The sequence below is a fragment of the Halorubrum amylolyticum genome (assembly GCF_004114995.1).
GTDB classification, from domain to species: Archaea; Halobacteriota; Halobacteria; order Halobacteriales; family Haloferacaceae; genus Halorubrum; species Halorubrum amylolyticum.
Genome location: NZ_SDJP01000015.1, coordinates 46,352 through 69,180, shown reverse-complemented (window position 1 = coordinate 69,180; position 22,829 = coordinate 46,352). Strand labels below are relative to the sequence as shown.

Here is a 22,829-nt window from a genome sequence, read left to right as displayed (position 1 = left end):
CACATATCTAATGCACGTTCGTGGTGTATTCTCGGCGCTGGACCGTAATCGGTTTTACCCCCCGCCCGGAACCACCGGGTCGTATGACACTCACCATCGTCGGCTCCCAGCTGGGAGACGAGGGCAAGGGCGCGCTCGTCGACCGGTGGGGAGGGGACGCGGACGTCGTAGTCCGTTATCAGGGCGGCGACAACGCCGGCCACACCGTCGTCGAGGGCGGCGTCGAGTACAAGCTGTCGCTCGTGCCGAGCGGCGCGGTCCGGGGAACGATCGGTATCCTCGGCAACGGCTGCGTCGTCAACCCGAAGACGCTGTTCACCGAGATCGACGACCTGCGCGAGCGCGGGCTCGACCCCGACGTGCGGGTCGCCCGTCGGGCGCACGTCATCATGCCGTACCACCGCGTGCTGGACGGGATCGAAGAGGAGGTCAAGGCGGACGACGACGCCGGCGATGCGGTCGGCACGACCGGCCGCGGCATCGGCCCGACCTACGAGGACAAGGCCGGGCGTCGCGGAATCCGGATCGCCGATCTGCTCGACCCCGACGTGCTCCGCGAGAAGCTCGAATACGTCGTTCCGCAGAAGCGCGCGCTCGTCGAGGACGTGTACGAGCTCGACCTTGCGGGCGACGACGACCGCGCCGAGGCGTTCGACGTCGACGCGCTCCACGAGGAGTTCGCCGCGATCGGCGAGCGCCTCGCCGACGAGGGGATGACCGTCAACTGCTCCGACTACCTCCACCGGCGTCACGAGGCGGGCGACGAGATCCTCTTCGAGGGCGCGCAGGGCACCCACATCGACGTCGACCACGGGAACTACCCGTTCGTCACCTCCTCGAACCCGACCGCCGGCGCCGCGTCCGTCGGCTCCGGGTTCGGCGTCACGACGGTCGGCGACGGCGAGGTCGTCGGCATCGTGAAGGCGTACCTCTCGCGGGTCGGCGAGGGGCCGCTCCCGACCGAGCTGGACGGCGACGCCGACGAGGAGGCGCTCGCGGACGACATCCGCGAGCGGGGCGGCGAGTTCGGCACCGTCACCGGTCGCCCCCGCAGAATCGGCTGGCTCGACCTCCCCATGCTCCGGCACGCCGCGCGCGTCTCCGGGTTCACCGGCGTCGCGGTCAACCACGTCGACGTGCTCGCCGGCCTCGACGAGCTGAAGGTGTGCACCGCCTACGAACTGGACAGCGAGGAGCTCGACACCGTCCCGACCACGACCGGCCGGTGGGAGCGGTGTGAGCCGGTGTACGAGACGCTCGACACCTGGGAGGAGTTCGACTCGGCCGCCGTCGCCGAGGCCGGCTACGACGCGCTTCCCGAGGCGGCCCGCGAGTACCTCGAGTTCGTCGCCGATGAGATCGACACCCCGATCTACGCGATCGGCGTCGGTCCCGACCGCGAGGAGACGGTCGAGCTGACGAACCCGTTCGACGAGTAGGCGACCTCCCGTCAGCGGTTCAGATTTTGCGGTTACTGCGGATCGATGCCGTTCAGCGCGGCCATGTCCTCAGCCGTCAGCGACAGGTCCGCGGCCGCGAGGTTCGATTCGAGGTGGTCGACGCTCGACGTGCCCGGGATCGGGAGCGTCACGTCCGAGTGCGCTAACAGCCACGCGAGCGCGACCTGTCGGGTCGTCGCGCCGCGGCGGTCGGCGACCTCGTCGAGGGTAGAGGCCGCCTCGTCCTCGTCGACGGCGTACATCGGCCCCCACGGGATGAATCCCACGCCCTTTTCCTCGCAGGCTCGCAGCACGTCCTCGTCGTCGCGGTGGCCGACGTTGTACCGATTCTGGACGGTGGCGATATCGACGATCTCGGTGGCGGTCTCTAACTGTTCGACGGTGACGTTCGAGAGGCCGACGTGGGCGACCTGCCCGGCGTCTTTCATCTCCGCGAACGCGTGGACCGACTCCTCGAAGTCGGTGTCGGGGTCCGGGCGGTGGTACTGGTACAGGTCGATCGTGTCGGTGTCGAGTCGGTCGAGGCTACACAGAACCTGATTCTTCAGGAAGTCGGGGTCGCCGTGGGGGAGCCAGTCGCCCTCGCGGGTGCGGAGCAGGCCCGCCTTCGAGGCGACGACGGCGTCGTCGGGGTCGTCGAGCGCCTCGCCGATCAGCCGCTCGGAGACGCCCGGGCCGTAGGAGTCGGCGCTATCGACGAAGTCGACGCCGAGATCGACCGCGCGCCGGAGGACCCGCTTGGCCTCCTCCTCGTCGGCGGGTCGGCCGATGATGTCCTCGCCGGTGATCCGCATCGCCCCGAAGCCGAGCCGATTGACGGTCAGGTCGCCGCCGATGTCGAACGTCTCGCTCCGGCTGGTGGTGTCTGAAGCCATGGTCGGAGGGTCGCGCGCCACGCGGAAAGCGGTGGGGATGGCGGAAGGTCGTGCTCCGAGGGTCGCTTTCGGATGCCGCGGCGAGTGGCCCGTCTTGCGCGCGTCGCTACTAATAAACCGCCCCCGCGTAATCTTAGGGTATGGACGCCGAGCGCGAGGTACTCGACGTGTTGGCGCGGAACGCCCGCGAGGACATCGACGACATCGCGGCCCAGACGGGCCTCGACGCGGACGCGGTAGCAGAAGCGATCGACGCGCTGGAGGCGGACAACGTGGTTCACGGCTACCAAGCGGTCGTCGACTGGGACCGCGTCGACGAGGGGAAGATCCGGGCGATCGTCGAAATCAACGTCGAGCTCGACCGCGAGACGGGGTACGAGCAGGTGGCCGACCGGATCGCGAAGTTCCCCGCGGTCGACGCGCTCCACCTCGTCTCCGGCGACTACGACTTCGCCGTCGAGGTGCTCGGCGAGACGATGGAAGACGTCTCGCGGTTCATCTCCGAGCAGGTCGCGCCCATGCCCGAGGTCACCCAGACGGTGACCCACTACATCATGGAGACCTACAAGGACGGCGGGATCCGGTTCGAGGACGGCGACGACGACGACCGCCTCTCCGTCTCGCCATGAGGCTGTCCGACCGCGCGCGCGACCTCCCCGAGTCGGGGATTCGGAAGTTCTTCGAGCTCGCGGAGGCGCGCGACGACGTGATCTCGCTGGGGGTCGGCGAGCCGGACTTCTCGGCGCCGTGGGCCGCCCGCAACGCCGCGATCGAGTCGCTCGAACGCGGGAAGACCTCCTACACCTCGAACCGCGGGATGGCCGCGCTCCGCGAGCGGATCGCGGACCACCACCAGCGCTACGACCAGTCGTACGACCCGGGTGACGAGGTGCTCGTCACGACGGGCGCGAGCGAGGCGGTCGACCTCGCGCTCCGCGCGCTGATCGACCCCGGCGACACGGTCGCGGTCCACGAGCCGACGTACATCTCCTACGGCCCGGGGATCGAGCTGGCGGGCGGCGAGCAGCTCACGGTCCCCACGCGCACCGAGGACGATTTCGCGCTCACCCGAGCCGCGCTGGAAGCGGCGGGCGCCGCCGATGCGGACCTGCTCGTGCTCTGTTACCCGAACAACCCCACGGGCGCAACGATGACCGAGGAGGAGTACGCCGAGGTCGCGGCGTTCTGCCGCGACAACGACCTCCGCGTGATCGCCGACGAGATCTACTCCGCGCTCACCTACGGCGCCGATCACGCCTCGATCGCGACCCAGCCGGGGATGCACGAGCGCACCGTCGTCGTCAACGGGTTCTCGAAGGCCTACGCGATGACGGGACTCCGGCTCGGGTACGCGCTGGGTCCGACCGACGCCATCGACGCGATGAACCGCATCCATCAGTACACGATGCTGTCGGCGCCGACGACGCCGCAGTACGCCGCTTGCGAGGCGCTCGACCGCTGCGACGACGAGGTCGCAGAGATGGTTGAGGAGTACAACCGGCGACGGCGGCTGGTCGTCTCCCGGTTCAACGAGATGGGCCTCGACACCTTCGAGCCCGGCGGCGCGTTCTACGCGTTCCCGGACTGCGGCGGCGACGACGAGGCCTTCGCCGAGGAGCTGCTGGAGGCACAGGGGGTCGCGGTCGTCCCCGGCTCCGTCTTCGGCGAGGGAGGCGAGGGTCACCTTCGAGTGTCGTACGCGACCTCGATGCGCGAGCTGAAGGAGGCCACCGACCGGATCGCGACGTTCGTCGAGAACCGCTGAGGAGCCCCGACGCCTCGCACCGGGCCGTCGTCGCGGCGCCGATAAACGAACAACTCTTCGCGAATTGTTCGGCGTTCGCCAACGATTATCACGGGTTACCCAGATCGTCGGGGCATGGAGTTCCAGCTCACGGACGAGCAGAAGCAGCTTCGCGAGGAGGTCAGGCGGTTCGCCGACGAGGAGATCCGACCGGTCGCGACCGAGTACGACGTGGAAGAGGAGTACCCCCACGAGGTGATGGAGAAGGCGGCCGACATGGGACTGCTCGCGCCGCACGTTCCGGTCGAGTACGGGGGCGTCGGATACTCCGCGCTGGAGAACGCGATCCTCACCGAAGAGCTGTTCGCCGCCGATCCCGGGATCGGCCTCTGCGTCTCCAGCGCCGGCTTCGGCGCGGAAGCGCTGATGGAGTTCGGCACCGAATCCCAGAAGGAGCGCGTCCTCCCCGAGGTGACCGCGGGCGACGCGGTGATGGGGTCGGCCATCTCGGAGCCGCAGGCCGGTTCCGACGTGACCTCGGTGGCGACCCGTGCTCGAAAGGACGGCGACGAGTGGGTGATCAACGGCTCGAAGATGTGGATCACGAACGGCACCGTCGCCGACTACTTCGTCGTCGTCTGCGAGACCGACCCCGAGATCGACGACCGCTACTCCGGCTACTCACAGATCCTCGTCGAGGGCGACCGCGACGGGCTCACCCGCGACAAGATCACCGGGAAGCTCGGCATCCGCGCGAGCGACACGGCCGAGCTCCGGTTCGACGACGTGCAGGTCCCCGAGGAGAACCTGATCGGCCAGCGCGGGATGGGCTTCCTCCAGCTCATGCAGTTCTTCGACGAGACGCGCACCGCGGTCGCCGCGCAGGGGGTCGGCATCGCCCGCGGCGCCGCCGAGCGCGCCTTGGAGTACGCCGAGGAGCGAGAGCAGTTCGACCGCCCGATCAGCGACTTCCAGGCGATCAAACACAAGCTCGCGGAGATGCACACGAACACCGAGGCCGCGCGCTGGCTCACCTACCGCTCCGCGTGGGCGGTCGACAACGAGGCCGGCGACCTGACCGCTCTCGCGTCGATGGCCAAGGAGTTCGCCTCGCGGACCGCGGTGGAGGTCGCCGACGAGGCGGTCCAGGTGCACGGCGGCGCCGGTTTCGTCAACGACCACGACGTCGAGCGGCTCTACCGCGACGCGAAGATCACCCAGATCTACGAGGGGACGACCGAGATCCAGAAGAACATCGTCGCCCGCGAACTGCTCGACGAGGGGATGTGAGCCGGCCATCCGTCGTCGACGACGGCGCCCGCCGGACTTACTCGTCGTCGTACTCCATCGCGACCGAGTTGATACAGAACCGCTTGCCGGTGGGCTCGGGGCCGTCGTCGAACACGTGGCCGAGGTGCGAGTCGCAGTTCGCGCAGCGGACCTCGGTGCGGCGCATCCCGTGGCTGGTGTCGACCGTTGTCGTCACCGACTCCTCCTCGGCGGCGTAGAAAGCGGGCCAGCCGCAGCCGGACTCGTACTTCGTCTCGGCGTCGAAGAGGACGGTGCCGCAGGCCCGACAGCGGTACTCCCCGTCGTCGGGGTGGTGGTCGACGTACTCGCCGGAGAACTTCGCCTCCGTGTCGCTCTCGCGGAGCACGCGGTACTCCTCCTCGGAGAGCCGGTCGCGCCACTCCTCGTCGGTGAGTTCGTCGGGGTCGGCCGATGTCGAGGCGTCGTCGGCGTCGCGCTCGTTGGTTTCGCTCATACCACCGATACGCACCCGACGGGCAAGGGGGTTGCGGCGGTCGCCACGACCCAACTGGTTTCACCCTCGCGGCGGATCGGTTCCTATGGCGCGCGAAGTCACGCACGAGGAGCGCGGACCGGCCAAGCTCGACGAGTCCGACATGGGCGACGACGGCATGATCTACGTCTGCGAGTGCGGCCTCTCGAACTCGAAGCCGCTCTGTGACGGCTCGCACAACGCGACGACCGACGAGGAGGACGGCGTCGTGTACAAGTACGAAAACGACGATCCCGATGGAGAGCGACGCGAGATCGACGCGATCGCGTACGCCGAGGAGTGAGTCGCTGCGGCTCGGTCGGGTGGAGTCCCGCTACAGCACGTCCATCTCGCCGAGCCGCTCGGGGAGGTACGTGTCGGTGACGAAGTCGAGCCCGCGACTCGCGAGCGACTGCTGTTCGGACTTCTTCCCGATGTCGAGCTGCAGTTCGATCTGTTCCTCCCAGTAGTCGGTCTGGAACCGCGGGTCCTCGAGCTCGGATTCGAGGGCGTTCACGTCCGAGTCGGAGAGCGGATCGGAGGGCAGGTCGTACTCGACGATGTCCTCCGGCTGGATTCCGATGAACTGCGCCTCCGGCGTCGCGAGGTACTTCGAGAGGTGCGCGGACTTGATCGAGCCGTACGCCACGGAGCCGTAGATCCGATAGGACCACGGGTCGCCGTCCGTGAACACCACCACGGGGAGGTCGAGCTCGTCGCGGAACCGCTTCGTCAACCGGCGCGTCGCCCGAGCCGGCTGGCCGCCGAGGTGGACGACCAAGGCGTCGTGATCCTCGTCGAACCCGTTCTCCACGAGCCGGTCGCGCATCCCGCCGGTCTCGACGCAGAGGACGAACTCGGCGTCGTTGTCGAGGAACTCGATGGTGTCCGGGTTGTTGGGGATCTGGTAGCCGCCCTGCCCCACGTCGAGCTGACAGTGGATCTCGCGCTCGCCGCGGTTCGTCTGCTCGCGGATGAGGACCGGCCCCATCACCTTCGCGCCCGACTCCTCCGGGCGCATGTGGAAGTCCTCGCGGGTGACGCCCGTGACGATCTCTAAGTCCTCAACGAGGTCGTTCGACTCGTCCTGACTCTTGAACTGCGCCTCGTCGTTGTCCCACGACTCCGAGAGGTAGTACAGCTCACGCAGGGTCGACGAGCGGTCCTCGTCGAGCTGGTCCGCGAGGAACTCGATCGTGTACGCCGCCTTCAGCAGCTTGCGCGCGCCCCGAACCGAGTTGGCGCTGCGCGTCGACGTGCGGTCGCCGTAGGTCCACACGCCGCTTTCGGTGTCGTACTCGATGTTGCTCTTCGTCCGCGTGGGAAGCGTCAGCTCCGGAATACTCCCGCCGGCGAACTGGTCGTAGAAGTCCGCGGCCAGGTCGATCAGCTCGTCTCGTGCGTCGCTTTCGGTCGTCATTTAGTCGTTCACCGTGAGTTTCTCCGTCTCCACGCCGCCGACGCTGACCTCGAAGTCGGCGTCGCCGTCGATTGCGTACGTCAATTCCCGCTCGTCGCCCGATGGCACCTCGGGCTTCCACTGGACGAACCACTCGCCGTCCATGTCCACCGCCGTTCCGTCGGAGAGGTCGGTCGGCTCCATCGAGACGATGTCCGTGATCTCCAGCTGTTCGTTCACGTCCGAGTGGTTCTCGACGACGAGCGTCACCGTCTCGCCGTTCACCTCGCGCTCGACGCTGACGTTGTTCATGATACGCGCCAAGGCTCCGTCGATGTCGGGGCGAGGTCGGCCCGTGACCTCCGAGACCTTGTCGGCCATCTCCGGGAGGATACGGCCGAGCACGTCCTGCTTCTCCCGGCGCTGCTGCATCGAGCGCCGCTTGTTGAGGAACGACTTCAGCTCGCGGGCCGCCTCCCGCACCGCGAGTTCGATCTCGTCTTCGATCTCGGGGACGTTCGCGAGCGCGTCCTTCGACTCGCTCGTGAACGGGACGTTCGTGGAGGCGACGTGGATACTGATGACGGCCGGCCCGTTCGGGAGCCCGGAGCCGCCGGGCTGGTCGAGCCCGTAGTTGCGCCAGCCGATCTGCTTTATCACGTCCGTCGTCGCGCAGGCGCCGCGCTGGTACACGAGCGGGACGCGGTTCGCGAACCGGAGCAGCTCCACCGTCCCCTCCGCCGGGATCTCGCCGCCGTAGGCGATGCCGGCCTCGACGATGAACGGGTCGCCGCCGTGGACTTCTGCGTCGCGGGTCGCCGCCGCGTAGAAGTCGGCGTCGTACTCCTTGCGGAGCCCGGCCTCGACCAGCTCGGCCGTGATCGGTGCGAGGCAGTCGGTCGGCGGCGCGAGGATGTCGGTCGTCCGCATCGCGTCGAGCAGATCGGCGGCGGCGTCGCGGCTCCCCGCGATCGCCGTCACCTTCGGCGGGTCGTCCGGGACCGTCCGCGCGCGTGACCAGAACGCCTCGACGACGTTCTCGCGGGCGGTCTCGCCGAAGGTCGCGTCGCGCTGCTCGGCGACGAACGAGGCCGCGTCCGCGACGAGGCGGTCGAGGTCGTCACGGGTGATCCGGAACGCCTCGCCGTCGAGGTTCTCGAACCGGCGCGCGAGCGCCTCGGCCATCGCCTGCACCGCGCCGTCGTCCTTCCGGGTCGAGGTGGCGTCGTCGACGAGGGCGTAGGCGTCGGCGACGAGCGGCGACTCGGTCGCGATGTCGTCGCCCCCATCGTCGCCGCTCGCATCGCTGCCGCTCGCCTCGTCGCCGGCTCCGGTGATCGCCCGCCACGCGGCGTCGACAGCGTTCTCGCGGACGGTCCCGCCGAACGTCTTGCCCGTGTCCTCCGCGACCGTCTCCGCGACGTTGTCGATGATCGCCGCGAGCTCGGAGCGGGAGAGTCGGTCGTTGTTCGCGACCGTCTCGGCGACACCCTCGGAGAAGGCGGTCGTCGCCGCCTCGCCCTTGTTGGCGACCGCATCCGCGACCACGGCGGCGACGTCGCGGTCGTCGTGGGTCCGCGGGGGCGACCACGCGAGTTCGCGGCCGTAGTACACGTCGCGGAAGTTGTCGATCACGCTGTCCGCGGTCTTCTTGCCGACTCGCGTGAACTCCCCCTGTAAGAATCCGGAGACGGAGTACGACTCGGTCGCCTCCAGCATCTTGATCAGCGCCCCCAGCTCGACCCCGTGTGGATGCGGGCGGATCTCCTCCGTCTCCGCCGGCAGGTCGTCGGTCGCGCGCTCGAACTTCAGCGGCTCGTCGAGCCCCGGCTCGCGCAGTTCGAGCCGCGCGTGGGGGTTGACGACCGCGGTGTGTTTCACGTAGTCGTGGAGCTGCTGGCGGGCGCGCATGTTCGCCTCCATCTCCAGCTCGATCCGCGTGCCGTGGGGGCGATCCCACGTCGTCTCCTCGTCGGCCTTGATCTCCGGCTCGTTCGTGTCCGTATCGATGATGAGTTCGAAGTACTGCGCCCGCGACTGTCCCTTCGGGCGCGAAGTGATCTTCGCGGGCTGGCCGGAGGTCAACTGAGAGTACAACACGGCAGCCGAGATTCCGATCCCCTGTTGACCGCGCGACTGCTCGCGGGCGTGGAACCGACTGCCGTACAGGAGCTTCCCGAAAACTTTCGGGAGCTGTTCTTTCGTGATGCCCGGCCCGTTGTCCTCGATGACGAGCCGGTAGTAGTCGCCCACCTCCTCGATCTCGATGTAGATGTCGGGGAGGACGCCGGCCTCCTCGGTCGCGTCGAGGGCGTTGTCGACCGCCTCCTTGACGGCGGTGACGAGCCCGCGGGCGCCCGAGTCGAACCCGAGCATGTGTTTGTTCTTCTCGAAGAACTCGGCGATGGAGATTTCGCGCTGGCCCTCGGCCAGTTCCTCCGCGATCCCCTCCTCGTCGCCGATCGTCGACTGGAAGGACGTCATTCGGTATCCTCCCCTTTCACCGAGACACCTAAAAACGCACCGTCGGCGCGGTGAAAGTGTATCCCGGCGTCAGACGCCGTCTCGTTACCTTGTTCGGGAGTGTCTCGCACGAACGGAAAACGTCCGATCCCGCCGACAGGTTTCTCCCCGTGACGCCCCTCCCTTTGGCCATGTCAGGATGGGCCGCCGAGGACATGCCGCGACTAGACGGGAAGACGGTGGTCGTCACCGGCGCGAACAGCGGGCTCGGCTACGAGGGGACCCGTGCATTCGCCGCGAAGGGCGCCACCGTCGTGATGGCGTGCCGGAGCGCCGAGCGCGGCGAGGACGCGGCCGCCGAGCTCCGCGCCGACGCCGGCGGCGGCACTGGCGCCGCTTTTGGCGACGGCGGCGACCTCGATGGTAACCTCGACGTGCGCGAGTGCGACCTCGCGTCGCTCGACTCGGTGGCGGCCTTCGCCGAGAGCCTGAGCGACGACTACGACGCGGTCGATGTCCTCTGTAACAACGCCGGCGTGATGGCGATCCCTCGCAGCGAGACCGAGGACGGCTTCGAGACGCAGTTCGGCGTCAACCACCTCGGGCACTTCGCGCTTACCGGGCGCCTGTTCGACCTCCTCGAGGCCGCCGAGGGGATCGACGGCGACGGCGCGGCGCGCAGCGCCGCTGGCAGCCGGACGCAGTCCGGCGACGCGCGCGTCGTCACCCAGTCGTCGGGCGCCCACGAGAGCGGCGAGATGGACTTCACCGATCTCAACTGGGAGGAGTCGTACGGCAAGTGGAAGGCGTACGGCCGGAGCAAGCTCGCGAACCTGCTTTTCGCCTACGAACTTCAACGCCGGATCGACGCCGCGAGCCGCGGGGATGACGCCGAAAACCGCGAGGGCGACGCCGACCCCGGCGTCCGCAGCGCCGCCTGCCACCCGGGCTACGCCGACACGAACCTCCAGCTCCGCACCGCCGCGGAGAGCGGAAGTACCCTGATGAGCGTCGGGATGCGGCTGGCGAACGCCGTGTTCGGCCAAGACGCCGCGACGGGCACCCTCCCGATGCTGTACGCGGCCACCGCCGACGTCGACGGCGGCGCCTACGTCGAGCCCGGCGGGCTGCTGAACATGCGCGGCGCGCCGACGATCGGCCGGTCGAACGACGCCTCCGACGACCGCGAGGACGCCCGGAAACTCTGGGAGTACTCGACGGACGCGACCGGCGTGGAGTTCCCGATTTAACCTACAGCGCCGCCGCTATGGCGTGTCATATACGCGAGACGCGTTTCGAGAACTATCCGAGGCGTCGAAGCCGACGATTACAGTCGAGTGAGGTTCGTCGCGCGCGGCCCCTTATCGGCCTCCTCGATCTCGAACTCTACCTCCTGTCCCTCCTCGAGGTCCGGGCCGCCGACGTCTTCCATGTGGAAGAACACGTCCTCGTCAGCGTCGTCAGTCTCGATGAATCCGTAGCCGCCGGTGTCGTTGAAGAAGTCGACCTTGCCTGTCGCCATCGCGTCTGGACTCACTCCCGACTGGGACATAAGTGTTGCGTGACTCCGGCATCCGGTGTCTGTATCGGACGTAGCGCCCGAAAGCGGCGGATCACTGCTGTGTTCTCGCCAGCTCCAGCGAGATGAAGAAGCCGAAGTACGCCGGAATGCCGGCGAGCATGAACATGTACAGCACCCACTGCGGCGAGGCGGAAAAGGCGAAATCGTACAGCAGCGACACGACCGTCACCCAGACGACCGCGAACGCGAGATCCTGTACCATCCCGGTTCGGTTTCCCCTGACGTGGGACCGAATCCGATCGGCGAGGCTCTCGTCCGCGTCGGGCTCGTCGATCTGCTCGGCGTCGGTCATGGGTGAATGTCGGCGTCGAGATACGTCGGTGTTCCGGAACGGTTCAGCGCCCGAGCGCTCCCCGGTGGGGTCGCGCTCGCGGGGGTTCAGTCCTCGTCGAGGTAGTCGACGACGAGGACGGGAACGTGCGTCGAGCGCAGCGTTCGCTCGGTGACGCTCCCGAGCAGCGCTCGCCGGACGCCGGCCCGACCGTGACTCCCCATCACGATGAGGTCGATCTCGTGGTTCTCGGCGTAGTCGGCGATCACCTTGTGGGGCCGACCGCCCGCGACGTGCTCGACGACATCAACGCCGCGTTCGGCTCCGCGATCGGCGACCACGCCGGTCGCTTCGTCGGCCTGTTCTTTCAGTTCACCCATCTCGTCGAACCGGCCCTGTTTGAGCCGGTCGACCTGCTCGGTCCCGAGACTGTAGTTCACGGAGTCGATGTCGACCACGTACAGCGCGTGGACCTCGGCGTCGTACTTCTCCGCGAGGTCGAGCGCGTGGTCGACCGCTGCCTCCGCGACGTCGCTTCCGTCCGTGGGTACGAGGATGCGTTCGTACATGATTACTCCTCCTCCGTCGCCGCGTCGTCAACTGCGCGGTCACCGTCGGCAGCCGCGTCGTCAACTGCGCGGCCACCGTCGGTCGCAACGTCGTCAACTGCGCGGCCACCGTCGGTCGCAACGTCCTCACCGCCGTCCGCGGCGACGACGTCTTCGGCGGTCTCCTGTTGCCCCATCGGCTCGGGGCTGTGGCACTGCCGGACGATCCGCTTCGTTTCGAGCGACGGCTCGTCGGTCGCCATCGAGACGACGATGGTGACGACGAACACGACCGGGAGCGTGATGAGCGCCGAGCCGATGGCGGGCATCCACTGGGCGAGTCCCGCCGACAGCGGCGCCTCGAGCGAGCTCATGTACGTCGGGACGATCTGGTTGATCATCGGGATGGACCACAGGGTCAGCCCGGTCGTCATGCCGGCAAGCGCGCCCTGCCGGTTGGCGTTCTCCCACCACATGCCGAGGAAGAACATCGGGAACAGGACCGAGCCGGCGAGCGAGAACGCGTATCCCACGAGCGCCGCGATCGACGACGCGGGGTTGAGCGCGGCCAGCGTGGTCAGCGCGCCCAGCGCGACGATCGAGAGGCGGCCGACGAGGATCTGCTGGCGCTGCGTCGCGTCCTCGTTGATGATGTTCGTGTAGATGTCGTGGCTGATCGCCGACGAGCCGGCGATGAACAGCCCGGCGACCGTCGCGATGGCCGCGGCGATACCGCCCGCCGCGACGAAGCCGACGAACCACTCGGGGAGGCTCGACAGCTGCGCCGCCAGCACGACGATGACCTCACTAGCCGCGCTCGTCATCCCGGGATCGCCGTACGTCGCACCGACGTTCTGCGTGTAGAGGTCGGTCCCGAACGCCGCGAACGCCGGGGCGCTCCAGTAGAGGATGCAGATGAAGAACAGCCCCCAGACCGTCGACCAGCGGGCCGTCCGCTCGCTTTCGACCGTGTAGAACCGGACGAGCACGTGCGGCAGCCCGCAGGTGCCGACGATCAGCGAGAACGTCGTTGCGACCCAGAGGTAGTAGCTCGAGGACGCGAACGGCTCGGAGAACTCGCTGCCGAGCTGACTGATCAGCCCGCCGTACTCGAGCTGCGGCAACACCGTGGAGTACCCGTTGGTGAAGCCGACGACGAACAGCCCGACGGTGAACGCGAGGATGAGGATGACGTACTGAACCGCCTGATTCTTCGTGGCGCCCAGCATGCCGGACAGCGTCAGGTAGCCGACGGTGACGACCATCATGGCGACGACCATCACCTGGTACCCGTCGAGGCCGGGGATGAGACCTCCGTAATCACCGAAGATGTACAGGCCGACGAGCGCCATCCCCTTCGCCTGTCCGATTGCGTAGACGAAGCCGATGAGGAACGTCGTCACCGCCGCGATCGCGCGCGCGGTGTCGGAGTTGAATCGGTCGCCGACGAAGTCCGGCGCCGTGTACTTCCCGAACCGGCGCAGCTGCGCGGCGAGGAAGATGAGCAGGATGAAGTAGCCCGTCGTCCAGCCGACGACGTACACGAGGCCGTAGAACCCCGCGAGTGCGATCGACGCCGCCATGCCGAGGTACGAGGCGGCCGACATCCAGTTGGCCCCGATCGCCATCCCATTTTCGACGTTCCCGATGGATCGACCGGCGACCCACATGTTCTCGGTGTCGGCGACGCGGAAGACGAAGCCGATCGTGAGGAACAGCCCCAACATCGCGATCACGAGGATCGACGGTACCAGCTTGAACGAGATGTCGAGCGCCTCCGGAAGGAGGTCGCTCTGCAGGAGGACCGAACCCCCCGTCATTCGTCGGACCCTCCGTCGGTCGCCGCGACGTCAGCGGTGCCGTGATCGATACCGTACTTTTCGTCGAGCGCGTCCCGCTTGCGCGAGTACCAGAACGAGAGGATCAGCGCGCTGGTCGGGGCCCCGAACGCGACGAGGAAGTAGTGGAGCGGGAACCCGAGGATCGGCATCGTTTCCGTCATCGGACCGGGCGCGAGCCGCGTCAGAGTCACCGGTCCCCACACCGCGAGGACCCAGATGGTGAACCCCGTCCAGACGATCCGGAGGTGATCGCGCATGTACGGCGTGCTCGGGTTCAGGATGTTCACCTCCGCCCCGAGGTAGTCGATGTCGTTGTGCTTCTGTGCCGCGGTCGCGGCGACGCCGCCGTCGGTGGCCGCGTCGCCGGCTGCGCGGCCCCCGTCGGTGACCGCGTCGTCAACTGCGCGGTCCCCGTCAGTGACCGCGTCGTTCGCTGCGCGGTCCCCGTCGGTCGCCGCGTCGTCCGGATTTTGTGAGCTATTGTCTGTCATGTATTGTGGTGTGTATTATCGTGGTGAGTTTATGCGGTTTTATCGTGATATTTATTCCCGGTGTCGCGCGCGTCGTCTCTCGTTTAGTGTCTCGAAAACGGTGGTGTGGCGGTCAGTCGTTCTCCGCCTTCCGCTGGATCTCCTCGACGATCTCCGGGTTCCGGAGCGTGCTGGTGTTCCCCAGCTCCTTCCCGTCGGCGATGTTCTCGAGCAGGCGACGCATGATCTTCCCCGACCGGGTCTTCGGCAGGTCGGGGGTGAACACGACCTGCTCCGGCCGGGCGATCGGGCCGATGGCATCCTCGACGCCCGCGACGATCGCGTCGCGGAGCTCGTCGGTGCCCTCGTACCCGTCCTCGGTCGTCACGTACGCGTAGACGGCCTCGCCCTTGATGTCGTGGTCGCCGCCGACGACGGCGGCTTCCGCGACCCCCTCGACGCCGACGATGGCGGACTCGATCTCCATCGTCCCGAGCCGGTGGCCCGAGACGTTGAGCACGTCGTCGACGCGCCCGAGGACGGTGATGTAGCCGTCCTCGTCGATCTTCGCCCCGTCCTCCGGGAAGTACACCCAGTCGTCGGGGTCGTCGCTGTCGGTGTCGGAGTACTCCGCCCAGTACTCCTCGATGTAGCGCTCGTCGTTGTTGTACAGCGTCCGGAGCATGCCGGGCCACGGCTTCTGTACCGTGAGGTAGCCGGCCTTTCCGGGCTCCACCTCGTCGCCGAGCGTGTCGAGGATCTGCACGTCGAGCCCCGGGAGCGGCGGTCCGGCCGCCCCGGGCTTCATGTCATTCGCCCCGGGCAGCGTCGTCACCATCATGCCGCCGGTCTCGGTCTGCCACCACGTGTCGACGATCGGGCACTCCTCGTTCCCGATGTGCTGGTAGTACCACTTCCACGCGCGCGGGTTGATCGGCTCGCCGACCGTGCCGAGCAGCCGCAGCGAGGAGAGGTCGTGGCGGTCGGGGAACTCCCCGCCCCATTTCATGAACGCGCGGATCGCGGTGGGTGCGGTGTACAGCTGGGTCGCGTCGTACTCCTCGACGATCTCCCAGAGGCGGTCGCGCTCCGGGTGATCGGGCGTCCCCTCGTACATCATCGTCGTCGTCCCGAGCGCGAGCGGCCCGTAGACGATGTAGGAGTGCCCCGTGATCCAGCCGATGTCGGCCGAACAGAAGTACGTGTCATCCGGCTTGATGTCGAGGACCGACTGCGAGGTCCACGACACCCACGAGAGGTAGCCGCCGGTGGTGTGTTTCACCCCCTTCGGCTTCCCGGTCGTCCCCGAGGTGTACATCAGGAACAGCATGTCCTCGGCGTCGCGGGTGACCGGCTCGATTTCGGCGCCCTCGTGATCCGCGACGAGGTCGCCGTAGTCGAGCTGGTCGTCGCTGAGGTCGTGGCCGAAGTCGTCGCCGTTCGGGCCGAGCCGGTCGACGACGACCGTGGTCGTGTCGTGGTCGACGCCCGCGAGCCCCTCGTTGGCCTTGTCGAGGTGGTCGAGGGGGTCGCCGCGGCGGTAGTAGCCGTCGCAGGTGACGAGGTACTCCGAGTCCGCGGAGTTCATCCGCGTCGCGAGCGCGTCCGCCGAGAACCCGGCGAAGACGACGCTGTGGGGCGCGCCGATACGGGCGCACGCCAGCATCGCGATCGGCAGCTCCGGAATCATCGGCATGTACATCGTCACCACGTCGTCCTCCTCGACGCCCTGCTCCCGAAGGGCGGCCGCGAACTCGTTCACCTCGCGGTGCAGCTCCGCGTAGGTGTACGACCGGTCGTCCTCGTCGACGGGCTCGCCGACCCACTCGATCGCGACCTCGTCGCCGCGCTCGTCGAGGTGTCGGTCGAGGCAGTTGGCCGACGCGTTCAGCTCGCCGCCCGTGAACCACTCGTAGAAGGGAGGGTTGCTGTCGTCCAGCACCTGATCGTAGTCCGTCTCCCAGTCGAGCAGATCGGCGGCCGCCTCCCAGCACTCCGGCCAGTTCTCGTCGAACTCGTCGTAGATACCGGGATCGGAGGCGTTCGCCTGTTCGACGAACGACTCCGGCGGCTCGAACACCTCCTGCTCTGCGAGTCTCGCTTCCAGTTGACCGTCTCCCTCTGTCATGGTACGGGCGTACCCAACCGATCTCACCATATAAACGCTGGCGCTAAATACGAAAAATCGTGAAGGATTCGGGGTGGGATTCACTCCCGGATTCGGGGCGTCCCGGCCGCGCGGGGTCGACTCACTCCTGACCGGGGCGCTCCTGACCGGGGCGCCGCGCCCGCCGCCCGTCCTCGAAGAGCTCGTCGAGCAGCCTGCGCTGGGCCTTCCGGAGGTGGTTGTGAAACGTCGGCGAGGAGACGTCCATGGCGTCGGCGACCTCCTCGGCGGTGCTCCCCCGCGGCCAGTCGAAGTAGCCGCCGTGGTACGCGGCCGACAGCGCGGCCCACTGTCGGTCGGTGAACCGGTCGGCGACGCCCTCGCGCAGCGAGTCCTCGCTCCGGGGCGACCGCGGCACCGACTCCTTGCTCGCGAGCCGCGCGTCGGCGAAGGCGGCGCGGAACCCGTCGGCGACCGGACGAACGTCGGCGCCCGCGGGGAGGTCGGCGACGACGCGGACCCGCCCGTCCTCCGCGACCGCGTCGCGGACGGTCGCGCCGTGCTCGGTGAGAGTTCGGACCGCGGACCCGCCCTCAACCCGCACAGACACGGAACAGCCCTCCTCGCGGGTCTCGATCGCTCGGAGGTCCGAGACGCCGGGCGCGCCGTCGATCGCGTCGGCGACGCCCTGCGGGCGAGCCCCGTCGACGGAGAGGTAAAATCGGGACGCGTCGTCGGTGACCGCCACCGTCGAGGAGAGCTCGATCCGGCAGCCGAGCGCCGCGCTCGTCCGGGCGAGGAACGCCTCGTCGTCGACCGTGTGGAACTCCACCTCCGTCACGGCGTCGGAGTGGAGCAGGTCGCGCCAGCGTCTCGCGGTCACGGCCCACCCGAGACAGCGACCGAGCGCGGCGACCTCGCGCCGCTCGGACGGGGAGACGGGGGCGTCGTCCGCGGCCACGGCGCACAGCGCGCCGTGCGTCGCGTCCCGGTATCGGACGGGGGCCGCGACCCCGGGACGATCCCCGGTCGCCGCCGACCCGTCGAACGCGACCGCCTCGCCGTCGGCGACCGCGTCGCGCCACGGCCCGTCGGCTGGGACCGCGTCGACGAGGGCCTCCCGATCGACTCCGGCCGCGCCCGCGACCTCGGCGCGGTCGCGGTCGTCGACCCCCCGAACGACCCACGCCTCGGCCCAGCGGTCGGCCTCGATCAGTCCGTCGGGGACCGCGGCGAGCGGCGCCGTTCGGCCGTCGGGCGCGGCGAGGGCCTCGAACCCGCCGAGGGCGGTCGGCGCCGTCCCCGCCGTCGACCGGTCGCCGCCGGTCCGGTCGCCCGCCACCGCCGCGGCGATCGCCCGCCCGTCGAGCGGACCGAGGTAGCCGTCGAGCGTCCCCATCGTCTCCCACCCCCCGGCCTCGCGGACGGCGTGGGGGTCGACGCCGCGGTCGACGAGGAGCCGCCGCGCGAAGGTCCGCCGGAGGTCCCCGGGCGTCACGTCCGGGGCGACGAGCCCGTCGGTCCGCGCCGCCGCGCGCTCCGCGGTCTCGCTCACGATCATCTGCACGCGGCGGGCCGACACGTCGACGAACGGCTCCGACTCGTCGAGGCCGGCGCTCTCGGCGTACCGCCGTAGCTCCGCGGCCAGCGACGCCGGGACCGGCGTCTCGCGGTCGATCCCGCTTCGGTCTCGCGGTGCGCCCTCCGGCTCGGCCCTCCCGGCCGCCCCGCTCTCCGTCCCCGTCCCGTCGGTCGGGACCGCGAGGAGGGCGAGGTCCGCGTCACCCTCCGCCTCGCGGAGGTGTCGCGGGGCGACGCGCGTTATCTCTCCGGTCCGGAGCCCGGCCTCGCCGGCGAGGCGGACGACCAGCGCGGCGCGGTACGTCTCCGCCGCGGTCACGAGCGCATCGTACGCCTCGGCGTCCAGTCCGTCGGCCATTCGTTTCGTATTCACTCGCAAAGCGAAGTAAATCTTCCCCCGCGTACGCGCCTTCGAGCCCGCGTTACGGGGAATATTCGCTCGTACCGCGGAGATCGGAGAGACAAACGCGCCGTCTCGTCGACGATCGGTTTCGGATTCACATGAGAAACCGAAATATTACACGAGAGCCGAAACGGCTCCGGACCGACTGTCCGGGCTCGCGGGCGTCGGCCGCGGGCCTCGGTCGCGCCCGCCGCGTCAGACCGCTTCGGCGACCCCCCAGGTGACGTGGTCCCACAGCCGTTCGTAAGCGTAGTAGGTTACCGTCTTCACCACGTTGGCGACGAGCCCGATGTTCACGGCGTCCCCCACGTCGCCGACGACCGCCCAAGCCACGAGAATGGTGATAGCGACCATTATCGCCCGGTAACAGAGGGTCTTCGCGACCGTCCGCTTCCGCGCGTGGAGCGCCGAGCGCGAGACGAGACTGCTCATGGAGCGACGAACGGTCCGCAGCGCCAAGAAACTTTTAGCAGTTTCTAAAATAGTGAAAAGTAATCGATATGGGTTATCCCTCTCGGACCGCCGACTCGATCTCGCCGACGACCTCGGGGTTGCGGAGGGCGCTCACGTCGCCGAACTCGTCGCCCCGGGCGATGTCCTCCAGCAGGCGGCGCATGATCTTCCCGGACCGGGTCTTCGGCAGGTCCGGGGTGAACACGACCCGGTCGGGGCGCGCCACGTCGCCGACCGACCGCGCCAGCCGCTCGCCGATCGCGTCGCGGAGGGCCTCGTCGGGGTCGACGTCGCCCCTGGTGGTGACGTACGCGACGATCCGCCCGTCGTCGTCGCCGACGACCGCGGCCTCGGTGACGCCGTCGGCCTCGACGATGGCCGACTCCAGCTCCGCGGTGTTAAAGCGGTGCGTCCGGACGTTGATCACGTCGTCGACGCGGCCGAGGATCGTCACGTAGCCGTCCTCGTCGACGGTGGCGCCGTCGCCGGTGCGGTACCGCCACCCGTCCTCGCCCTCCAGCCAGTACTCCCGCCGGTACCGCTCGTCGCCCTCGCGGAGCCCGCGGAGCATGCCGGGCCACGGGGCGGCGATCGTGAGGTACCCCGGCTCGCCGGGGTCGACGGGCTCGCCGTCCTCGTCGACGACGCGCGCGTCGATCCCCGGCAGCGGCGGGCCGACCTTGCCGGGCTTCATCGTGGTGATCCCCGGCAGCGTCGCGAGGGAGATCGCGCCCGTCTCGGTCTGCCACCACGTGTCGACGATCGGCGCCTCCCCGCCGCCGACGTGCTCGCGGTACCAGCGCCACGCCTTCGGGGTGATCGACTCGCCGACGGTCCCCAGCAGGCGGATCGACGAGAGGTCGTGGGCGTCGGGGTACTCCGCGCCCCACTTCATGAACGACCGGATCGCGGTCGGCGAGGTGTAGAAGACGCTGACGGCGTTGCGCTCGATCAGGTCCCACACGCGGTCGCGGTCGGGGTAGTCGGGCGAGCCCTCGTAGAGCACGCTCGTGGTCCCGACGGAGAGGGGACCGTACACGCCGTAGGAGTGGCCCGTGATCCACCCGATGTCGGCCGCGCACCAGTAGGTGTCGTCCGGGCGTACGTCGAGCACGTTCCGGGTCGTCCACGCGACGTGCGCGAGGTAGCCCCCGGTCGCGTGCTCGACGCCCTTCGGGCGCCCCGTGGTCCCGGAGGTGTACATCACGAAGAGGAGGTCGGTGGCGTCGCGCGCGATGGGTTCGACCGCCTCCCCGTCGTGCGCCTCCACGATCGCCTCGTACTCGTGTTCGTCGTCGCCTAAGGTCACGTGGAGCGCGTCGCCGAGGCGGTCGACGACGACCGTCGCCGACAGGTCGGCGTCCGCCCGGAGCCGGGCGTTGTCCGCCTTCGACTTCTGGTTGAACGCGTCCTCCCGGCGGTAGTAGCCGTCGCAGGTGACGAGGTACTCCGAGTCCGCGGCGTCGATCCGCGTCGCGAGCGCCTCCGCCGACAGCCCCGCGAAGACGACGTTGTGGGGCGCGCCGAGCCGGGCACACGCCAGCATCGCGATCGGTAGCTCCGGGACCATCGGGAGGTACAGCGTCACCACGTCGTCCTCCTCGACGCCCAGGTCGCGGAGCCCGGCCGCGAGCGCGTTCACCTCGCGGTGGAGGTCGAGGTAGGTGTACGACCGGCGCTCCCCGCGCTTGCCGAACCAGCGGATCGCGAGCTGGTTCCGGCGCTCGTCGAGGTGGCGGTCGACGCAGTTGGCCGCGGCGTTGAGCTGTCCGTCCGGAAACCACTCGTAGAAGGGCGGATCGCCGTCGTCCAGCACCGTCTCGTAGGGGCGCTCCCAGTCGAGCAGGTCGGCGGCGCGGCGCCAGGCGTCCGGCCCCTCCTCGGCGAAGTCACCGTACACGCCCGCGTCGCTCGCGACGGCCCGGTCGCGGAACTCGGTCGGCGGCTCGACGGCGTCGGTCCCGTCGGGAGCCCCCGCCGCCCGCCGGCCGTCGACTCCGGCGTCGTCCATGATACCACCTCACAATCGAAGCAATGTATACTTTGTCCGAGACCCCGGCGCGCGGGAGCGGCGGTCGGGGGCCGGCGAGCGCGTCGGAGCGAGCGCGATCCCGGTCGGGTCGGAGCTACGCGGACCCCGCGGGCGCGAGCCCGGTCGCCTTCGATCGGGCGCGCGCGACGATCGAGGGTTTCGCCTCGAAGTCGACCGTGACCTGATCGTCCGCGTACGTCTCGGCCTCGACGTGGCCGTGGTCGTGAATCCACGAGACGAGGCTCATCGCGTCGTCGGAGAGGGGGAGGACGAGGCGCTCGCGCTCCCAGTCCGGCAGTTCGTCCTCGACGCGGTCGCGGAGCTCCGCGACGCCCGCGCCCGTCTTCGCCGAGACGGCGACCGGGTCCGGCGCCACGCCCGAGAGCGCGGCGCGCTTGTCCGCCAGCCCGCCCGGCGCCAGCCGGTCGACCTTGTTGAACACGGTGACGATCGGGGCCTCGTTGCGCTCGTAGAGGGTGTCGTGGCTCGTGACGAGCTTCTCGCGCATCTCCTCGACCGGTTCGCTGGCGTCGACGACGAGCAGCACGAGGTCGGCGCGGTACACGGAGTCGAGCGTCGACTCGAACGACTCCACCAGCCAGTGGGGGAGGTCCGCGATGAACCCGACCGTGTCGGTGAGGAGTACGTCGCGCTTCTCCATCTCGGCCCGGCGGGTGGTGGTGCCGAGGGTGGTAAAGAGCATGTCCTGCGACTCGGCGGTCGTGTCGAGGTCGGGGTGGCGCTCGGCGTTCTCGTCGACGTCGATCTCGGCCGCGAGCCGCCGCATCAGCGTCGATTTGCCGGCGTTCGTGTAGCCCGCGAGCGCGACCAGATCGAAGCCGGAGTCGCGGCGCTGCTCGCGGCGCGCCTCCTCCTTTTCGGCGATCGACTCCAGCTCGTCGCGGATCTCGGAGATCTGGCGTTTGATGTCGCGCTCGACGCTCTCGTCGTACTCGCCGAGTCCCATGAACCCGGGACGCTCGTCGCGCTTCGCGAGGCTCGCCTTCGCCTCCGCGCGCGGGAGCTCGTACCGCAGCTCCGCCAGCTCGACCTGCAGCTGCGCCTTCCGGGTGTTGGCGCGCTGGCCGAAGATCTCGAGGATGAGCGCGAACCGGTCGATCACCTCGACGCCCTCGGGGAGCTCGCCCCCGATGTTGAACGTCTGGTACGGCCCCACGTCGTTGTCGACGATGACGGCGTTCGCGTCGGTCCGGCGGACCAGGTCGCGAAGCTCCGCGACCTTCCCCTTCCCGAACATGAACGCGGCGTCCTCGGTGCGGGTCTGGGTGAGCTCGCCGACCACGTCGTAGCCCGCGGCGGCCGCCAGCTGGCTGATCTCCGTCAGGTCCGCCGATCCGGACTCGACGCGCTTGGCGACGACCGCGCGCCGCTCCGCGGCGGTCGATCCGGTGTCGGCCGCCGTCCCCTCGCTCCCGGTCATGCCACACCCTCGGTGCTCCCGGTCATAACAGGAGGTCGCGGGCGGCGTACGCGGCGTGGTGTGCTGCCTGCACGGTTTCGCGTTCCCCTATGCTCTCGACGTATTTAAACTCGGGTTGAAAGCTCAGCCCCACTCGATCGGCGGACGCTTCGTAGAACTCGCCGCCCTCGGCGACGATCGGTCCGTCCGGCGGCTCCGGGAGCTTCCCGACCGCCTCGGCCGCGAGCCCGACGGTCGCCTCCAGCGTCGGCCCCTCGCGCGCGGCGGCGAACCCCATCCCCTCCACCGACCGGACCCGCGTCGAGCCGATCCGGGCGTGGACCGCGGCCGCGACCATCAGGTACTCGCCGCCCTCCTCGTGGCGGCCGCTGATGTC

General features: G+C 69.0%; 21 protein-coding genes. 6 read left to right on the top strand and 15 right to left on the bottom strand.

Annotated features, from left to right (window positions below; translation table 11 throughout):
• Positions 1–83: 83 nt before the first annotated feature.
• A complete protein-coding gene (locus tag ESO89_RS11365) occupies positions 84–1,439 on the top strand; it encodes an adenylosuccinate synthase (RefSeq protein ID WP_128905622.1) in 1,356 nt (451 codons plus the stop codon).
• Between the two features lie 32 nt (positions 1,440–1,471).
• Here ESO89_RS11365 and ESO89_RS11360 read toward each other — a convergent pair whose 3' ends face one another.
• Positions 1,472–2,335, bottom strand: a complete 864-nt coding sequence (locus tag ESO89_RS11360; protein ID WP_128905621.1) for an aldo/keto reductase — start codon at positions 2,333–2,335, stop codon at positions 1,472–1,474.
• 140 nt (positions 2,336–2,475) lie between these two features.
• Between ESO89_RS11360 and ESO89_RS11355 the strand changes: the two genes are divergently transcribed.
• From ESO89_RS11355 to ESO89_RS11345, 3 genes are all read left to right on the top strand, one after another.
• Complete coding sequence (locus ESO89_RS11355; protein ID WP_128905620.1) at positions 2,476–2,964, top strand: Lrp/AsnC family transcriptional regulator; 489 nt, start codon at positions 2,476–2,478, stop codon at positions 2,962–2,964.
• The gene (locus ESO89_RS11350; protein WP_128905619.1) at positions 2,961–4,100 is read left to right on the top strand and encodes a pyridoxal phosphate-dependent aminotransferase; all 1,140 of its coding nucleotides are present in this window, start codon (positions 2,961–2,963) and stop codon (positions 4,098–4,100) included. Before ESO89_RS11355 ends, ESO89_RS11350 begins: the two co-directional genes overlap by 4 nt.
• A 114-nt stretch (positions 4,101–4,214) precedes the next feature.
• On the top strand, positions 4,215–5,369 hold the full coding sequence (locus ESO89_RS11345) for an acyl-CoA dehydrogenase family protein (RefSeq protein WP_128905618.1): 1,155 nt from the start codon (positions 4,215–4,217) through the stop codon (positions 5,367–5,369).
• A gap of 37 nt (positions 5,370–5,406) precedes the next feature.
• Here ESO89_RS11345 and msrB read toward each other — a convergent pair whose 3' ends face one another.
• Positions 5,407–5,844, bottom strand: coding sequence for a peptide-methionine (R)-S-oxide reductase MsrB (gene msrB, locus ESO89_RS11340; RefSeq protein WP_128905617.1), 438 nt, complete (start codon positions 5,842–5,844; stop codon positions 5,407–5,409).
• Positions 5,845–5,929: 85 nt separating this feature from the next.
• On the opposite strand from msrB, the gene ESO89_RS11335 reads away from it, so the two are divergent.
• Complete coding sequence (locus tag ESO89_RS11335; RefSeq protein WP_128905616.1) at positions 5,930–6,166, top strand: CDGSH iron-sulfur domain-containing protein; 237 nt, start codon at positions 5,930–5,932, stop codon at positions 6,164–6,166.
• A 30-nt stretch (positions 6,167–6,196) separates the two neighbouring features.
• Here the strand turns inward: ESO89_RS11335 and ESO89_RS11330 are convergent, their stop codons facing one another.
• Both ESO89_RS11330 and ESO89_RS11325 read right to left on the bottom strand, forming a co-directional pair.
• The gene (locus ESO89_RS11330) at positions 6,197–7,282 is read right to left on the bottom strand and encodes a DNA topoisomerase IV subunit A (protein ID WP_128905615.1); all 1,086 of its coding nucleotides are present in this window, start codon (positions 7,280–7,282) and stop codon (positions 6,197–6,199) included.
• On the bottom strand, positions 7,283–9,745 hold the full coding sequence (locus ESO89_RS11325; protein WP_128905614.1) for a DNA topoisomerase VI subunit B: 2,463 nt from the start codon (positions 9,743–9,745) through the stop codon (positions 7,283–7,285).
• 170 nt (positions 9,746–9,915) lie between these two features.
• Here ESO89_RS11325 and ESO89_RS11320 point away from each other — a divergent pair, with 170 nt between their 5' ends.
• A complete protein-coding gene (locus tag ESO89_RS11320; RefSeq protein WP_206731752.1) occupies positions 9,916–10,974 on the top strand; it encodes an SDR family NAD(P)-dependent oxidoreductase in 1,059 nt (352 codons plus the stop codon).
• Positions 10,975–11,051: 77 nt separating this feature from the next.
• On the opposite strand, the gene ESO89_RS11315 is transcribed toward ESO89_RS11320, so the two are convergent.
• The 11 genes from ESO89_RS11315 to ESO89_RS11265 form a co-directional block, all read right to left on the bottom strand.
• A complete protein-coding gene (locus ESO89_RS11315; RefSeq protein ID WP_004045866.1) occupies positions 11,052–11,246 on the bottom strand; it encodes a cold-shock protein in 195 nt (64 codons plus the stop codon).
• A 91-nt stretch (positions 11,247–11,337) separates the two neighbouring features.
• Positions 11,338–11,598 (bottom strand): hypothetical protein, encoded by a 261-nt coding sequence (locus ESO89_RS11310; protein WP_128905613.1) that lies wholly within the window; start codon positions 11,596–11,598, stop codon positions 11,338–11,340.
• Positions 11,599–11,684: 86 nt separating this feature from the next.
• Complete coding sequence (locus ESO89_RS11305; protein ID WP_128905612.1) at positions 11,685–12,146, bottom strand: universal stress protein; 462 nt, start codon at positions 12,144–12,146, stop codon at positions 11,685–11,687.
• 2 nt (positions 12,147–12,148) lie between these two features.
• The gene (locus ESO89_RS11300; RefSeq protein ID WP_128905611.1) at positions 12,149–13,945 is read right to left on the bottom strand and encodes a VC_2705 family sodium/solute symporter; all 1,797 of its coding nucleotides are present in this window, start codon (positions 13,943–13,945) and stop codon (positions 12,149–12,151) included.
• Positions 13,942–14,457: a DUF4212 domain-containing protein gene (locus tag ESO89_RS11295; RefSeq protein ID WP_128905610.1), complete on the bottom strand. Its 516-nt coding sequence runs from the start codon at positions 14,455–14,457 to the stop codon at positions 13,942–13,944. The genes ESO89_RS11300 and ESO89_RS11295 overlap by 4 nt, the downstream gene beginning before the upstream one ends.
• A 112-nt stretch (positions 14,458–14,569) precedes the next feature.
• Positions 14,570–16,564, bottom strand: a complete 1,995-nt coding sequence (acs, locus tag ESO89_RS11290) for an acetate--CoA ligase (protein WP_128905609.1) — start codon at positions 16,562–16,564, stop codon at positions 14,570–14,572.
• 121 nt (positions 16,565–16,685) lie between these two features.
• Positions 16,686–18,482, bottom strand: a complete 1,797-nt coding sequence (locus ESO89_RS11285) for a bacterio-opsin activator domain-containing protein (RefSeq protein ID WP_128905608.1) — start codon at positions 18,480–18,482, stop codon at positions 16,686–16,688.
• 240 nt (positions 18,483–18,722) lie between these two features.
• Complete coding sequence (locus ESO89_RS11280) at positions 18,723–18,959, bottom strand: DUF2061 domain-containing protein (RefSeq protein WP_128905607.1); 237 nt, start codon at positions 18,957–18,959, stop codon at positions 18,723–18,725.
• Positions 18,960–19,032: 73 nt separating this feature from the next.
• Positions 19,033–20,991: an acetate--CoA ligase gene (gene acs / locus ESO89_RS11275; protein WP_128905606.1), complete on the bottom strand. Its 1,959-nt coding sequence runs from the start codon at positions 20,989–20,991 to the stop codon at positions 19,033–19,035.
• A 115-nt stretch (positions 20,992–21,106) separates the two neighbouring features.
• The gene (gene hflX / locus ESO89_RS11270; RefSeq protein WP_128905605.1) at positions 21,107–22,453 is read right to left on the bottom strand and encodes a GTPase HflX; all 1,347 of its coding nucleotides are present in this window, start codon (positions 22,451–22,453) and stop codon (positions 21,107–21,109) included.
• Positions 22,454–22,475: 22 nt separating this feature from the next.
• On the bottom strand, positions 22,476–22,826 hold the full coding sequence (locus ESO89_RS11265; RefSeq protein ID WP_277750266.1) for a DUF2209 family protein: 351 nt from the start codon (positions 22,824–22,826) through the stop codon (positions 22,476–22,478).
• Positions 22,827–22,829 lie beyond the last annotated feature (3 nt).

Excerpts from the sequence above, each read along its gene's own strand:
- ESO89_RS11365 (WP_128905622.1), top strand. The coding sequence starts at position 84 with ATGACACTCACCATCGTCGGCTCCCAGCTGGGAGACGAGGGCAAGGGC.
- ESO89_RS11360 (WP_128905621.1), bottom strand. The coding sequence starts at position 2,335 with ATGGCTTCAGACACCACCAGCCGGAGCGAGACGTTCGACATCGGCGGC.
- ESO89_RS11355 (WP_128905620.1), top strand. The coding sequence starts at position 2,476 with ATGGACGCCGAGCGCGAGGTACTCGACGTGTTGGCGCGGAACGCCCGC.
- ESO89_RS11350 (WP_128905619.1), top strand. The coding sequence starts at position 2,961 with ATGAGGCTGTCCGACCGCGCGCGCGACCTCCCCGAGTCGGGGATTCGG.
- ESO89_RS11345 (WP_128905618.1), top strand. The coding sequence starts at position 4,215 with ATGGAGTTCCAGCTCACGGACGAGCAGAAGCAGCTTCGCGAGGAGGTC.
- msrB (WP_128905617.1), bottom strand. The coding sequence starts at position 5,844 with ATGAGCGAAACCAACGAGCGCGACGCCGACGACGCCTCGACATCGGCC.
- ESO89_RS11335 (WP_128905616.1), top strand. The coding sequence starts at position 5,930 with ATGGCGCGCGAAGTCACGCACGAGGAGCGCGGACCGGCCAAGCTCGAC.
- ESO89_RS11330 (WP_128905615.1), bottom strand. The coding sequence starts at position 7,282 with ATGACGACCGAAAGCGACGCACGAGACGAGCTGATCGACCTGGCCGCG.
- ESO89_RS11325 (WP_128905614.1), bottom strand. The coding sequence starts at position 9,745 with ATGACGTCCTTCCAGTCGACGATCGGCGACGAGGAGGGGATCGCGGAG.
- ESO89_RS11320 (WP_206731752.1), top strand. The coding sequence starts at position 9,916 with ATGTCAGGATGGGCCGCCGAGGACATGCCGCGACTAGACGGGAAGACG.
- ESO89_RS11315 (WP_004045866.1), bottom strand. The coding sequence starts at position 11,246 with ATGGCGACAGGCAAGGTCGACTTCTTCAACGACACCGGCGGCTACGGA.
- ESO89_RS11310 (WP_128905613.1), bottom strand. The coding sequence starts at position 11,598 with ATGACCGACGCCGAGCAGATCGACGAGCCCGACGCGGACGAGAGCCTC.
- ESO89_RS11305 (WP_128905612.1), bottom strand. The coding sequence starts at position 12,146 with ATGTACGAACGCATCCTCGTACCCACGGACGGAAGCGACGTCGCGGAG.
- ESO89_RS11300 (WP_128905611.1), bottom strand. The coding sequence starts at position 13,945 with ATGACGGGGGGTTCGGTCCTCCTGCAGAGCGACCTCCTTCCGGAGGCG.
- ESO89_RS11295 (WP_128905610.1), bottom strand. The coding sequence starts at position 14,457 with ATGACAGACAATAGCTCACAAAATCCGGACGACGCGGCGACCGACGGG.
- acs (WP_128905609.1), bottom strand. The coding sequence starts at position 16,564 with ATGACAGAGGGAGACGGTCAACTGGAAGCGAGACTCGCAGAGCAGGAG.
- ESO89_RS11285 (WP_128905608.1), bottom strand. The coding sequence starts at position 18,482 with ATGGCCGACGGACTGGACGCCGAGGCGTACGATGCGCTCGTGACCGCG.
- ESO89_RS11280 (WP_128905607.1), bottom strand. The coding sequence starts at position 18,959 with ATGAGCAGTCTCGTCTCGCGCTCGGCGCTCCACGCGCGGAAGCGGACG.
- acs (WP_128905606.1), bottom strand. The coding sequence starts at position 20,991 with ATGGACGACGCCGGAGTCGACGGCCGGCGGGCGGCGGGGGCTCCCGAC.
- hflX (WP_128905605.1), bottom strand. The coding sequence starts at position 22,453 with ATGACCGGGAGCGAGGGGACGGCGGCCGACACCGGATCGACCGCCGCG.